This window comes from Variovorax paradoxus EPS (genome assembly GCF_000184745.1).
Lineage (GTDB): Bacteria > Pseudomonadota > Gammaproteobacteria > Burkholderiales > Burkholderiaceae_C > Variovorax > Variovorax paradoxus_C.
The window spans coordinates 395,369-407,846 of sequence record NC_014931.1 but is presented as its reverse complement, the minus strand read 5'-3'; the positions used below and the strand labels follow the sequence as shown (position 1 = coordinate 407,846).

General features: G+C 67.0%; 13 protein-coding genes. 6 read left to right on the top strand and 7 right to left on the bottom strand.

The genetic code is table 11. The features are described 5' to 3' along the window. The first annotated feature begins 74 nt into the window (after positions 1–74). The 6 genes from atpE (at position 75) to VARPA_RS01910 (ending at position 5,211) form a co-directional block, all read left to right on the top strand. Positions 75–314 (top strand): F0F1 ATP synthase subunit C, encoded by a 240-nt coding sequence (gene atpE / locus VARPA_RS01935; protein ID WP_013538854.1) that lies wholly within the window; start codon positions 75–77, stop codon positions 312–314. Between the two features lie 193 nt (positions 315–507). Beyond that, the gene (locus VARPA_RS01930) at positions 508–1,713 is read left to right on the top strand and encodes an ABC transporter substrate-binding protein (RefSeq protein WP_013538853.1); all 1,206 of its coding nucleotides are present in this window, start codon (positions 508–510) and stop codon (positions 1,711–1,713) included. A 129-nt stretch (positions 1,714–1,842) separates the two neighbouring features. Further along, a complete protein-coding gene (locus VARPA_RS01925) occupies positions 1,843–2,763 on the top strand; it encodes a branched-chain amino acid ABC transporter permease (protein WP_013538852.1) in 921 nt (306 codons plus the stop codon). Further along, positions 2,760–3,722: a branched-chain amino acid ABC transporter permease gene (locus VARPA_RS01920; protein WP_013538851.1), complete on the top strand. Its 963-nt coding sequence runs from the start codon at positions 2,760–2,762 to the stop codon at positions 3,720–3,722. The genes VARPA_RS01925 and VARPA_RS01920 overlap by 4 nt, the downstream gene beginning before the upstream one ends. Beyond that, the gene (locus VARPA_RS01915; RefSeq protein WP_013538850.1) at positions 3,719–4,474 is read left to right on the top strand and encodes an ABC transporter ATP-binding protein; all 756 of its coding nucleotides are present in this window, start codon (positions 3,719–3,721) and stop codon (positions 4,472–4,474) included. The genes VARPA_RS01920 and VARPA_RS01915 overlap by 4 nt, the downstream gene beginning before the upstream one ends. Further along, the gene (locus tag VARPA_RS01910; protein WP_013538849.1) at positions 4,471–5,211 is read left to right on the top strand and encodes an ABC transporter ATP-binding protein; all 741 of its coding nucleotides are present in this window, start codon (positions 4,471–4,473) and stop codon (positions 5,209–5,211) included. The genes VARPA_RS01915 and VARPA_RS01910 overlap by 4 nt, the downstream gene beginning before the upstream one ends. 7 nt (positions 5,212–5,218) lie before the next feature. Here the strand turns inward: VARPA_RS01910 and VARPA_RS01905 are convergent, their stop codons facing one another. The 7 genes from VARPA_RS01905 to VARPA_RS01875 all read right to left on the bottom strand — a co-directional run bounded on the left by VARPA_RS01905 (position 5,219) and on the right by VARPA_RS01875 (position 12,428). Continuing rightward, the gene (locus tag VARPA_RS01905; RefSeq protein ID WP_013538848.1) at positions 5,219–5,830 is read right to left on the bottom strand and encodes a class I SAM-dependent methyltransferase; all 612 of its coding nucleotides are present in this window, start codon (positions 5,828–5,830) and stop codon (positions 5,219–5,221) included. A 109-nt stretch (positions 5,831–5,939) separates the two neighbouring features. Further along, complete coding sequence (locus tag VARPA_RS01900; protein ID WP_013538847.1) at positions 5,940–7,397, bottom strand: SulP family inorganic anion transporter; 1,458 nt, start codon at positions 7,395–7,397, stop codon at positions 5,940–5,942. Positions 7,398–7,628: 231 nt separating this feature from the next. After that, positions 7,629–8,342: an SDR family oxidoreductase gene (locus tag VARPA_RS01895; RefSeq protein WP_013538846.1), complete on the bottom strand. Its 714-nt coding sequence runs from the start codon at positions 8,340–8,342 to the stop codon at positions 7,629–7,631. Between the two features lie 448 nt (positions 8,343–8,790). Next, a complete protein-coding gene (locus VARPA_RS01890) occupies positions 8,791–9,867 on the bottom strand; it encodes an IS110 family transposase (protein ID WP_013538845.1) in 1,077 nt (358 codons plus the stop codon). Positions 9,868–10,147: 280 nt separating this feature from the next. Continuing rightward, on the bottom strand, positions 10,148–10,759 hold the full coding sequence (locus tag VARPA_RS01885) for a glutathione S-transferase (RefSeq protein WP_013538844.1): 612 nt from the start codon (positions 10,757–10,759) through the stop codon (positions 10,148–10,150). Between the two features lie 32 nt (positions 10,760–10,791). Further along, positions 10,792–11,670: an acyl-CoA thioesterase gene (locus tag VARPA_RS01880; protein WP_013538843.1), complete on the bottom strand. Its 879-nt coding sequence runs from the start codon at positions 11,668–11,670 to the stop codon at positions 10,792–10,794. 140 nt (positions 11,671–11,810) lie between these two features. Next, the gene (locus tag VARPA_RS01875; RefSeq protein ID WP_013538842.1) at positions 11,811–12,428 is read right to left on the bottom strand and encodes a hypothetical protein; all 618 of its coding nucleotides are present in this window, start codon (positions 12,426–12,428) and stop codon (positions 11,811–11,813) included. Between the last annotated feature and the right edge of the window lie 50 nt (positions 12,429–12,478).

Below are 12,478 nucleotides of genomic sequence, written 5' to 3'. Positions count from 1 at the left end.
CCACGTCATGGACCGTGCGCACTCGTTGCGGGAAAGTACGTCCATCGATCAACCAACCACCAGGAGAAGACACCATGACCGGCTTCAACATCCTTCCCCTCGCAGTCGCCCTGCTGATCGGCATCGCAGCCCTCGGCTCGTGCCTGGGCATCGGACTGGTCGGCCAGAAGTTCCTCGAGAGCACCGCGCGCCAGCCCGAGATGGTCGACGTGCTGCAGACCAAGTTCTTCCTGATCGCGGGCGTGACCGACGGCGCATTCATCATCGCAACCGGCATCGGCCTCTGGTTTGCGACGGCAAATCCCTTCGGCTGAACACGGTTCGCGAGCCCCGGAAACGGGGCCTCCGCACCAGGAAGTGACACGTTTCATTGGCACCATTCGTGCTAGCACCGTTGACACTAAATCGTTTACGGCTAAAGTATTTAGCCATCAACGGTTCGATGTTGCCGGTGCTGCATGACGCGGTGCCGGTGCGTCGTTTCATCCTTCCTCCCTCGGAGAACCCATGAGCCACCTGTCCCCGAAGTCGCCCGCGCTGCCGCGCACCCTCGTCTCGTTGCTGCTCTGCGGCGCAGCCCTTGGCACCGCGGCGTCGGCCATGGCCGCCCCCGTGAAGGTGGGTTTGGCCCTCGACATTTCGGGGCCTTTCGCAGCGTTGGGCGCCGAGGCGCGCGACGGTTTCGCTCTCGGCATCAAGCAACTGAACGGCAAGCTCGGCGGACAGGACGTCGAATTCGTGCAGGCCGACATGGCCGGCAGCCCCGACCAGGCCAAGCAGCTGGTCGACCGCATGATCCAGCGCGACAAGATCGACATCTTCAGCGGCCCCATCGGCTCCAACGTGGCGCTGGCCGTGGGCCCCACGCTCTTCAACGCCAAGGTGCCGTACCTCTCGGCCAACGCCGGCCCGAGCCAGTTCGCGGGTGCGCAATGCAATGCGTATTTCTTCGGCACCGCCTACCAGAACGACCAGTTCCACGAGGCCGCCGGCAAGTTCGCGCAGGACCGCGGCTTCAAGAAAACGGTGCTCATCGCCCCCAACTACCCCGCCGGCAAGGACGCACTGGGCGGCTTCAAGCGCCAGTTCAAGGGCCAGGTGGCCGACGAGCTCTACACCAAGCTCGGCCAGATCGACTACGCCGCCGAACTCGCGCAACTGCGCGCGGCCAAGCCCGACTCGATCTACTTCTTCCTGCCCGGCGCGATGGGCATCAACTTCATCAAGCAGTTCGTGGGCGCGGGTCTGTCGAAAGACATCACGCTCGTGACCAGCGGCTTCTCGGCCGATGAAGATGTGATCGGCGCCGTCGGCGAGCCGATGCTCGGCCTGTTCAACACCTCGCACTGGGCGCACGACCTGGACAACCCCGCCAACAAGGCGTTCGTGGCCGCGTTCCGCAAGGAATACAACGGCCGCTACCCGTCGGTGTACGCGGCGCAGGCCTATGACGCGATCCTCGCGATGGACGCGGCCGTGAAGCAATCGGGCGGCAACGCGCAGAACCGCGAAGCAGTGGTCGCAGCGCTGAAGAAGGCCAACTACGCCTCCACGCGCGGCGCCTTCAAGTACGCGAACAACCACTACCCCATCGAGAACTTCTACCTGCGCGTGATCGGCAAGGATGCGCAGGGCAAGGTCACGAACAAGCTGATCAACACCGTGCTGACCAACTACGGCGACAGCTACGCCGACAAGTGCCCGCTGAAGTAAAGCTCGCCCGCAGGCTGCGCGGCACTTCGTGTCCGCTTCTCCTTCCCCTAGCGGGGCAACACCTGAGGCCCGGCAAAGCCGGCTCCTCGGTGTTTTTCGAATGAAACCACGGGCAACGCTCTTCAACCTATGAGTGGAATTCTTGTTCTCGAGCAGCTGCTCAACGGCCTCGGCTACGGCCTGATGCTGTTCCTGCTGGCTGCGGGCCTCACGCTGGTGTTCGGCATCATGGACGTGCTGAACCTCGCGCACGGCTCGCTGTTCATGTCGGGCGCGTACGTGGCGGCCGAGGCGCACACGCGCACCGGTTCGTTCACCGCCGCCATCGTGATCGCGGTGGCGGTCACCGTGGTGGTGGCGCTGCTGCTCGAAGTGCTGCTGATGCGCCGCCTCTACACACGCGACCACCTTGCGCAGGTGCTCGCCACCTTCGGCGTGATCCTGGTGGCCGACGACATCGTCAAGATGGCCTGGGGCCCCTCGCCAGTGATGTCGCCCACGCCTGCCGCGCTCTCGGGTCCGGTGAACCTCATGGACGGCCTGCCCTACCCGGCCTATCGCCTTGTGATCCTCATCGGCGGGCTCCTGGTGGCGCTCGCGCTCTACCTCCTGGTGAATCACACGCGCATCGGCATGCGTGTGCGCGCGGGCGCGTCCGACCGGCCGATGGCTGAGCTGATGGGCGTGCGCGTGGGCCGCATCTTCAACGGCGTGTTCCTGCTCGGCGCGGCACTCGCCGCACTGGCCGGCGCGCTGATGGGGCCGATCGTTGCCGTGCAGGTCGGCATGGGCGAAGCCATCCTGATTCCGGCCCTCGTCGTGCTGGTGATCGGCGGCATCGGTTCAGTGCGCGGCGCCTTCGTGGCCGCCCTCCTGGTGGGCGTGGTCGACACCATCGGCCGCGCGTTCGTGCCGATGCTGTTGCGCGCCACGCTGCCGCCGGCCACCGCGGCCGATCTCGGGCCGCTCTTCGCCGAAGTCGCGATGTACGCGCTGATGGTGATTGTCCTGATCTTCCGGCCCTCCGGACTCTTTTCGGCGCGCACATGAAGCTCTCCTCACGCTCCATCGGCCTCGGGCTGGTCTTTCTGCTGCTTGCGGCGTTTCCGCTGATCGCGCCCTTGTTCGGGCTCGACTTCTACATCGGCTTCGTGCGCCGCGTGCTCATCGTGGCGCTGGCCGCGGCGAGCCTCAACTTCATCCTCGGCTTCGGCGGCATGGTGGCGCTCGGGCATGCGGGCTTCATCGGCATGGGCGCGTACACGGTGGTGGCACTCAGCGATGCGGGCGTGATGTCGGCGTGGGTGATGTGGCCGCTGGCCGCGCTGGTGGCCGGCCTCGTCGCCGCGCTGATCGGCACGGTGGCGCTGCGCACCCGCGGCGTCTACTTCATCATGACCACGCTGGCCTTCGCGCAGATGCTGTACTTCGTGGTGGTGTCGCTGCGCCGCTATGGCGGTGACGACGGCTACACGCTCATGAGCCGCCCGACGCTCTTGCCCGGCCTCGATCTGGGCAACGAATCGAACTTCTACTGGGTCGTGCTGGTCATCGTGGCGCTCGCGCTCTGGTGGCTGCACCGCGCGACGCAATCGCGCTTCGGCCATGCGCTCATGGGCATCCGCGACAACGAGACGCGCATGCGCGCGCTGGGCTACCCGGTGTTCCGGCTGCAGCTTGTGGCGTTCGCGATTGCCGGCGCCATCGCCGGGCTCGCGGGTGCGCTTCTTGCAGGCGGCAACGGCTTCGTCAGTCCCGCGACGATGCACTGGACGCAGTCGGCCACGCTGCTGGTGATGGTGGTGATCGGCGGCCTCGGCCGCAGCTGGGGCGGACCCGTGGGCGCCATCGTCTGGCTGCTGCTCGAGGAGTTCCTGAAGCAGCACACCGAGCACTGGCACATGCCCCTGGGCCTGCTCCTGATCGCCGTCGCGCTGTGGGCACCCAAGGGACTGGCCGCACTCGCGCGCCGCCGACAGGCGGCGCCACTCACCAAGGCAACACCATGAGCCTTTTCAGAATCGAAGGATTGGTCAAGCGCTTCGGCGGCCTGCTGGCGACCGACCATGTGAGCCTCACCGTCGAACGCGGCGAGGTGCATGCGCTGATCGGCCCCAACGGCGCGGGCAAGACCACGCTGGTGAACCTGATCACCGGCCTGCTCAAGGCCGACGCGGGCCGCATCCTGCTCGACGAGATCGACATCACCAAGCTGCGCGACCACCAGCGCGTGGCGGCCGGCATGTCGCGCTGCTTCCAGGTGACGCGCGTGTTCGCCAAGGAGACCGTGCACGACAACCTGATGCTCGCGGCGCAGGCGCACGCGGGCAGCAGCCTGCGCTTCATGGCGCCGCGCGCGACCGAGCGCGACCTGGTGCAGCGCGCCATCGCGCTGGCCGACCGCGTAGGCCTCGGCGGCGAGCGCGACCGTATCGCGGGCACGCTGCCGCACGGCGCGCAGCGCGCGCTCGACGTGGCGCTCGCGCTCGCGGCCGAACCCAAGCTGCTGCTGCTCGACGAGCCGATGGCGGGCATGGGCCCGGACGAATCGGCGCGTATGGTGGAGCTGATCGAATCGCTGCGCGAATCGATGGCCATCCTCCTGATCGAACACGACATGGACGCGGTGTTTCGCCTCGCCAACCGGCTTACGGTGCTGGTGCAAGGCCGCGTGCTGATGAGCGGTACGGCCGACGAAGTGCGCGGGCATCCCGATGTGCAAGCGGTGTACCTCGGTACGGAAGCAGAAGGACACGCATGAGCACGGCGACGACAACGAAGACTTTGCTCGAGGCAAAGTCCATCGAGGCCGGTTACGGCGCGAGCCAGGTGCTGTTCGGCATCGACCTCACGATCGGCGCGGGCGAAGTGCTCGCGCTGCTGGGCCGCAACGGCATGGGCAAGAGCACGCTGTTGAAGGTGCTGACCGGCACGCTCTCGCCGATGCGCGGCGACGTGCAGTTCGGCGGCGCGGCCATCGGCGGCCCGAACAAGTCGATGCGGCCCGATGCGATCGCACGGCGCGGCGTGGCCATCGTGCCCGAGGGGCGGCATGTGTTCCCGAACCTCAGCGTCGACGAGCACCTGCGCGCCTTCGCACGGCCGCGCCCCGGCAGCGCGCCGCGCTGGACGGTCGAGGCGCTGTACGGCCTGTTTCCGCGCCTCGCGGAACGCAAGGCCAACGCGGGCAACCAGCTCTCGGGCGGCGAGCAGCAGATGCTCGCGATTGCGCGTGCGCTGTCGACGCACCCGCGCCTGTTGATCCTCGACGAAGCCACCGAGGGCCTGGCCCCGGTGATCCGCGAGGAGATTTGGCATTGCATCGCCACGCTCAAGTCCGAGGGCGAAGCGATCCTGGTGGTCGACAAGTACGTGCAGCGCCTGCTGCCGCTGGCCGACCGGCATGTGATCCTCGAACGCGGACGCGTGGTGTGGCGGGGCGACTCGGCCGCGCTCGACGCCGACCGGTCGCTCTGGACGCGCTACCTGGGCGTGTAGGCCGCCTTCACTCGGGCGGACGGCACGCGAGGAAGCCAGCCCACCGCACGTCCTTGCGGCCGATCCACTCCGTGTCCCATTGCAGGCGCAGGCCGGCCGCTTCGAGCGCTTCGGCGAACCGGTCTTTCGCCCAGTAGACGGTCTGGTAGTCGCCGTTCGTCTCGCCTTCGCCGATGCGCATGCCCGCGAGGAAGACCCCGCCGGGCTCGAGCGCGTCGAACACTTTGCTGAGAACGGGCGCAACCTGCTCACGATCGACATGGATCAGCACGGCCATCGCAAGGATCGCGCCGTAGGGTCCGCCCAACGCATCCGTCACGACATTGAGCAGCTCGCCCTTCTTGCCGCGCTCGGCCTGCAGGTCGAGGAACGCCTGCGCCGCATCGGTGCGCCGGACGACGCCGCCCAGGGACTCGATGAAGTCGGCGTCCTGCCCCGATCCGGAACCGATCTCCAGCACCGTGCCGCCAGCGGGCACGAGCTGCATCATCCGGCGCAGCGCGTCCACGATCTCGGGCGGCCGGTGACCCGCCACGATCGCGTTGTATTCACGGGCGGAGTCCTCGTAGGACTGGATGGTGCGATCCATGTTCTTCAACACCGGGGCGGGAATTTCCATGGGCGCCTTTCCGCTTCGCCGGACATCCAGCGAAACCGGAAAGGCTAGGTCCAGGGCAGCACCCGTTCACGGGGAAAACTACCTAGGACCCAAGCACTACACCCGCGCATTACTCGGGCGCGGCGTCGAGCTGCAGGATCAGGTCGCGGCTGGCCTGGTTGAGCCCCGTCACTTCCACCACGCTGCCGTGCTTGCGCAGCCGCTCGACCACCTTCGTCAACGCGGCCACGGCGGTCACGTCCCAGAAATGCGCGTTCGATACGTCGATGTGCACGGGCGCCCCGTCGATCTCGCGCACGTCGAAGGCATCCACCAGCATGTCGGCCGACGCGAAGAACACCTGCCCCGTGATGCGGTAAGTGCGCAGGCCCTCTTCGCCCACTTCGGCATGCACGTGCAGCAGCCGCGCCACCTTGAAGGTGAAGAACACGCCGCTCAGCAGCACGCCGACGGCCACGCCCGCGGCCAGGTTGTCGGTGGCGACGGTGACCGCCACCGTGGCGAGCATCACCGCGCTCGACATGCGCGGGTGGCGCACCAGCGTGCGCAGCGACCCCCAGTCGAAGGTCGATGCCGACACCATCACCATGATCGCGACCAGCGCCGCCACCGGCACCTGCGACACCCAGGGCTTGAGCAGCACCATGAGGATCAGCAGGAAGGCGCCCGCGAACAGCGTCGACAGCCGGCCGCGCCCGCCGTAGCGCACATTGCTCACCGTCTGGCCGATCATTCCGCAGCCCGCGATGCCGCCGAAGAAACTGGCTGCCACGTTCGCCACGCCCAGGCCGCTGCACTCGCGGTTCTTGGAGCTCGGCGTGTCGGTGAGCTCGTCCACCACGCTCGCGGTCATCATCGATTCGAGCAGGCCGACCATCGCGATGGCGAAGGCGGGCAGCGCGATGATGCGCAGCGTGTCGAGCGTGAACGGCACCGAGGGAAAGGCGAACGCCGGCAGCGCATCGGGCAGGTGCCCGAGGTCCGCCACGGTCTTGAGCGGCAGGTCGAGCCAGTGGCCGACCAGCGTCACCACCACGATGCACACCAGCGGCGAAGGCACGGCGCGTGTGATGCGCGGCAGCAGGTAGATGACGGCGAGGCCGAGCCCCACCATCGCCCAGGTGGCCGTATTAGCGCCGATGAAGTGCGGCATCTGCGCCGCGAAGATCAGGATGGCGAGCGCGTTGACGAAGCCCGTGCGCACCGAGGTGGAGACGAAGCGCATCAGCACGCCCAGGCGCAGCAGGCCGAACACGATCTGCATCGCGCCCGCGAGCACGCCGGCGGCCAGCAGGTATTGCAGCCCGTGCGCATGCACCAGCGGCGCGGCCACGAGCGCGACCGAACCCGCGGCGGCCGACACCATGGCCGGGCGGCCGCCGGTGAAGGCGATGACGAGGCTGATCACGAACGATGCGAACAGCCCGACGGCCGGATCGACACCCGCGACAAAAGAGAAAGCGATGACTTCGGGAATGAGCGCGAAGGTGGCGACCGCGCCGGCCATCAGTTCGCGCGGAATGCTCGGGCACCACTCGGTGCGCAGGCGGCTGTGGGAGGAGGACATGGAAAAAGAAAAGCAGCCCGGATGCGCCGGCGAGGCGATGCGGGACAAGGGCAGAAGGAAGGGGCCGGCGCTGCGGCCTCGGGTGTCGCCGTGGCCGAAGCCACGACGCGTCACTGCGCGATCGTCAAGGAGGCGTAGGCCGCGAGCAGCCTGACTGCCGGCGGCGGATGGGGAAGCGGGGCATCCTCGGACACATGGCGCGCGATTGTAGAGAGCGACCCGCGCCTTCCTTCACACCGAGCGCGTGATGCCGCCGTCCACGCGCAGGTTCTGCCCGGTGATGTAGCCCGCGCCTTCCGAAGCGAGAAAACCGATGGTGGCAGCGATCTCGCTGCTCTTGCCGTAGCGCCCCATCGGGATGCGCTCGCGGAACACTTCCTTCTCGGGCAGGCTGTCGATGAAGCCGGGCAGCACGTTGTTCATGCGCACGTTGTGTGCGGCGTATTGGTCGGCGAAGAGCTTGGTGAAGGCCGCGAGGCCGGCGCGGAACACGCCGGAAGTGGGGAACACGGGGTCGGGCTCGAAGGCCGCGAAGGTGGAGATGTTGATGATCGAACCGCCGCCCTGCTTCACCATCAGCGGTGCCACGAGGCGGCTGGGGCGCACGGCGCTCAGCAGGTAGACGTCCATGCCGCGGTGCCAGTCTTCGTCGGAGATCTCGAGGATCGGTGCGCGGGGGCCGTGGCCTGCGCTGTTGACCAGCACGTCGACGCGGCCCCATGTGTCCGTCACCTTGTCGACCAGGCGCTTGATGTCGTCGTTCGACTGATTCGAGCCGGTCACGCCGATGCCACCGAGTTCCTGGGCCAGCGCTTCGCCCTTGCCCGACGACGAGAGGATGGCGACGCGGAAGCCGTCCTCCGCGAGCTTGCGGGCTGCGGCGGCGCCCATGCCGCTGCCGCCGGCGGTGACGACGGCTACTTTCTTTTGTGCTTCAGAAGACATGCGGATTCCTTTTTTCGTTTCGGGCGAGGGGTGCATTTAGCCAAGATTTCGGGGCGTGCGCACAGGCCACCGGGTACTCCCCTCCGCGAATGTCCTCCGGCCTGCGGCCTCCCCCTTGTACCGGGACTTCTCGCGCGGTCAAGCACGGGTTCAGGGTTGTTTTCTTGCCATGCTGTATTGCCTGCAAGGCGGTGAGGATCGAGTCGCAACGAAACGAGGAACAGACTGCACATCTACCGACGGTCTTGTTGCACGGGCGTGTGGCCGTGCGGACCCAGATACGAACCGCTCAGCGGGGCTCCATTCATTTCTCGTGATGCCCACTTCAATTGGCATCACCAAGGGGGAGTCGAGCTTGCCCGCTGCCGGTCTGACCTGTTCATTGCATCTTGGAACTCACGTCTGGCAAACAAACAAACATCAACAAAGGCTCTTCGAACAGCTCGCGCTACACCGCGATGACCGCAGCGATGGCGCCTGGTGGTTTGGTACTGACGTGGTGCGCATCGAAGGCCCGCCCGCGTGCGAACACGGCCCACAGGATGCGCGCGTTCTTGTTGGCCAACGCCACCACGGCCTTCTGCCACCCGGAGCGCTCGCGCAAGGCCTGCACCCAGCGCGAGATCGGGTCGTCGCGTCTGTGCGCCGTCAGCACGATCGACTTGGCCCCCTGGATCAGCAGCGTGCGCAGGTACGCGTCGCCTCGCTTGGTGATGCGCCCCAGGTTGTTCTTGCCGCCGCTGGAGTTCTGTCGAGGCGTCAGACCCAGCCAGGCGCCGAACTGCGCACCGTTCTTGAATTGCTTGAAGTCGCCCACCGTGGCCACCACCGCGGATGCCGTGACCGGTCCCACGCCCAGCAACTGCTCGGCCTGGCGCACCTGATCGCTGGCCTTGCCGTGTGCAGCGATGCGCTCGTCGCACCATCGCAGGTGTGCATCGAGTTCTTGCCATTGCGCATAGGCCCGCTGCAGCGTCAACCGGGCCAGAGCGCCCAGTTCATTGCTGGCATCTTCCATCGCGTCGGGAAGCACCTGGCGCAGCGCCTCGGGGCTTTGGGCGAACACCAATCCGAACTCCGCCAACAGGCCCCGGATGCGGTTGATGCAGGCGGTGCGGTCTGCCTTGACGCCCTCTCGCAGGCGGTGAATGCACAGCATGCTTTGCTGCTCCACGCTCTTGATCGGCACGAAGTGCATGTGCGGGCGCGAGGCCGCCTCGCAGATCGCAGCGGCATCGTTGGCGTCGTTCTTGCCGCTCTTGCCTTGGAGGCGATAAGGCACGACGTGCGGGGCGGCAATGATGCGGGCATCCAGCCCCAGAGCAAGCAGCTTGCGCGCCCAGTAATGGGCGCTGGAGCTGGCCTCCATGGCAACCAGGCAGCCCGCGGGCAGTTGCGCGCACCAAGCCAGGAATTTATCGCGTGCCAAGGCGCGCCCGGTGACGCGCAAGCCCGCGGCATTGACCGCAAAGACCTGGATCACGCGCTTTGCCAAATCCACGCCGACTCGGGTAATCTCGTTCATGGGGCTTCTCCTTTCAAAGGTTTCAGATTGACTTCGCAAATCAATCTTGGCACTCGATGCCGTGACCAGAAAGCGAGAAGTCCCTTCGCATTCATTTCGCTGCGGGGAGCACCCGATGCCCTGCGCACTTGGGCACGCTGTTGGTGATCGGCGATCAACGACCGCTCTGAAAGCGCTCGCTGATGGTGGGCTCTGTTTCGCGAGATAAAGGAGGAGCCGAAGGCGGGGGACATTCGCGAAACAGGGCCCACCGTCGGCGCGAGTGCCGCCCTGAACGGACTCAGGCGACAGCCGGCAGCGTCGCCTGCATCGAGGCCCGCTGGTTGAACACCTCGAACCACTTCGCCGTGTTCGGCGCCTCGCCGCGCCAATCGACCGACGGAAACCGGAAGTCCATGTAGCCCAGCGTGCAACCGAAGGCGATGGTCCCGATATCGACGCGATCACCGAACGACGGTGCCGCCGTTTCGAGCCATTCAAGGCCGGTGCGCACCTTCGCGAGCTGGCCCTCGGTCCAGTCATTCCAGCGCAGGGCTTCGGGGCGCAGCATGGTTTCGTAGCGCGCGAGCAGTGCGGCGGCTGTCATACCGTCGGCGAGGGCCAGTTCGGTGAGACGGGCCCAGCGTTGCGTGCCATCGGCGGGAAACAGCGAACCCGAATGCTTTGCGTCGAGGTATTCGCAGATCACGCGGCTGTCGTACAGCACCTGCCCGTCGTCGCACAGGAAAGTAGGGACTTGGCCGAGCGGATTCTTCGGGAGGATGGTCGCGTCGCGCTTCACCGGGCCGGCCGCGCTCGGCAGTTTCTCGATGCGGTCGGCAATGCCGAGCTCGTGCGCGACGACCATGCACTTGCGCACGAACGGCGAAGCGGGCGAGTGGAAGATCTTCATTCGATGTGTCCTTGGGTTGCGGGTCTGTCTTCTCAGCGCACGATGCGCAGCATGCCCTCTTGCGCGGTCGAGGCCACGAGCCGGCCGTCGCGCGTGAACAGGCTGCCGCGGCACAGGCCCCGCGCACCGCTCGCGCTGGGCGAGTCGAGCACGTAGAGCAGCCAGTCGTCCATGCGGAAATCGCGGTGGAACCACATCGCGTGGTCCAGGCTCGCGGGGCGCACCTGGCCGCTCATGAAGCTCAGGCCGTGCGGCAGCATCGCGGCGCGCAACAAGCCGTGGTCGGAGGCGTAGGCGAGCAGCGCGCGGTGCACGACCGGGTCGTCGGGCAGCGGCGCGATGGCGCGCATCCAGATCGCGCTTTCCGACGGCCGCACGATGGGCGTGAGCAGGTCGTCGGCCTCGACGCGGCGGTATTCGATGCCGTGCGGCTCCAGGCCCTTGATGCGCCAGCGCTCGGGCAGGCGGTCGCCGAGGGCGAGGCGCTGGTCGAGTTCGCTCACCAGGCCTTCGGGGCCTTCGACAGCGGGCATCGCGAGCTGGTGCTCGACGCCGTCGTCCACCGTCTGGAACGACGCCGACATCTCGAAGATGATCCGCTCCCCCTGGCGCGCCACCACGTGGCGGGTGGTGAAGCTGCGGCCGTCGCGCACGCGGTCGACGCTGTACTTGATGGGCGCGTGCTCGCCCGGCAGCAGGAAGTAGGCGTGCATCGAATGCACCGGCCGGTCGGCACCGACCGTGAGGCTCGCGGCTGCGAGCGACTGACCGAGCACCTGGCCGCCGAAGACGGCCGGGGTGCCGATGTCTTCGCTCTGGGCTCGAAAGCGGTCGCCGCCGAGCGGTTCGAGCTGCATGAGGGCGACGAGTTCGTCGACGAGGCGGGCGGCGGTGGCGGGATCGGTGGTCATCGGCAAAGGGCAGTCGTCAGTGCAGGAAAAAAGCAGCCTTCGACCATAGCAAAGGACGGGCCGGCGAGCTGTCGCGGCCCGGTCAGAGGCTGAGAGGCAATTCGGCGTGACCGAGCAGCCTCTCAGTCAGCGCGCCGCCGCTATTTGTAGAAGCAGATGTCCATGAAGCGCGCCCGGCATCGGTAGTCGGTGCCGCCCTGCACGATGAACATGGGCACGCCGCCCACCAGCAGCTTGCCGCCGTCGTCATAGATCAGCGGCGACGGGGCGGGTTGGGCCGCGGGGCCGGTGGCGGTTTCCTGCTCGACGTACCTGATGAGGAACGAACGGGAGAAGTCGAGCGTGTCGGCCGGCTTGAGCGGCGCGGCCGCGTAGCGCGTGCCGTAGACGGTGCCGAAGTAGCGCAGCGCCGGGCCGGTGCGGTCGCCGTATTTCATGTCGGTCTTGGCAAAACCTGTCTGGATGAGGAAAGTGCGGTCTTCGGGCGTCAGATCGGCATCGAAGGCGACGAGCGTGTACGACCCTTCGAAGCTGTTGTTGCGCGCCACCTTGAGTTCGCCGTTGAGGCTGGGCGTGACCTTGGTGCGTCCGCTCCAGCGCAGCAGCGCGGCCACGGACGGGTCGCCGTCGAACACGTAGTGATATTTCTCGGCGGCGACGACGACCTTGCGGCCGTCCTTGGCGGCGAGGAAGCTCACCACTTCGTCCTTGCCGTGGACGGGTTCGCCTTCGGGGGTGCTGGCGCAGCCCCATTGCATGAGGCCGAGCGCGGCGCAGGAAACGGCGAGGAGGAGACGACGCGCTGGGG

What these genes read in the sequence shown, in the direction of transcription:
- VARPA_RS01925 (WP_013538852.1), top strand. Translation starts at nt 1,843, where the DNA reads ATGAGTGGAATTCTTGTTCTCGAGCAGCTGCTCAACGGCCTCGGCTAC.
- VARPA_RS01885 (WP_013538844.1), bottom strand. Translation starts at nt 10,759, where the DNA reads ATGAAGATCTTCCACTCGCCCGCTTCGCCGTTCGTGCGCAAGTGCATG.
- VARPA_RS01920 (WP_013538851.1), top strand. Translation starts at nt 2,760, where the DNA reads ATGAAGCTCTCCTCACGCTCCATCGGCCTCGGGCTGGTCTTTCTGCTG.
- VARPA_RS01915 (WP_013538850.1), top strand. Translation starts at nt 3,719, where the DNA reads ATGAGCCTTTTCAGAATCGAAGGATTGGTCAAGCGCTTCGGCGGCCTG.
- VARPA_RS01880 (WP_013538843.1), bottom strand. Translation starts at nt 11,670, where the DNA reads ATGACCACCGATCCCGCCACCGCCGCCCGCCTCGTCGACGAACTCGTC.
- VARPA_RS01895 (WP_013538846.1), bottom strand. Translation starts at nt 8,342, where the DNA reads ATGTCTTCTGAAGCACAAAAGAAAGTAGCCGTCGTCACCGCCGGCGGC.
- VARPA_RS01930 (WP_013538853.1), top strand. Translation starts at nt 508, where the DNA reads ATGAGCCACCTGTCCCCGAAGTCGCCCGCGCTGCCGCGCACCCTCGTC.
- VARPA_RS01910 (WP_013538849.1), top strand. Translation starts at nt 4,471, where the DNA reads ATGAGCACGGCGACGACAACGAAGACTTTGCTCGAGGCAAAGTCCATC.
- VARPA_RS01890 (WP_013538845.1), bottom strand. Translation starts at nt 9,867, where the DNA reads ATGAACGAGATTACCCGAGTCGGCGTGGATTTGGCAAAGCGCGTGATC.
- VARPA_RS01875 (WP_013538842.1), bottom strand. Translation starts at nt 12,428, where the DNA reads ATGCAATGGGGCTGCGCCAGCACCCCCGAAGGCGAACCCGTCCACGGC.
- atpE (WP_013538854.1), top strand. Translation starts at nt 75, where the DNA reads ATGACCGGCTTCAACATCCTTCCCCTCGCAGTCGCCCTGCTGATCGGC.
- VARPA_RS01905 (WP_013538848.1), bottom strand. Translation starts at nt 5,830, where the DNA reads ATGGAAATTCCCGCCCCGGTGTTGAAGAACATGGATCGCACCATCCAG.
- VARPA_RS01900 (WP_013538847.1), bottom strand. Translation starts at nt 7,397, where the DNA reads ATGTCCTCCTCCCACAGCCGCCTGCGCACCGAGTGGTGCCCGAGCATT.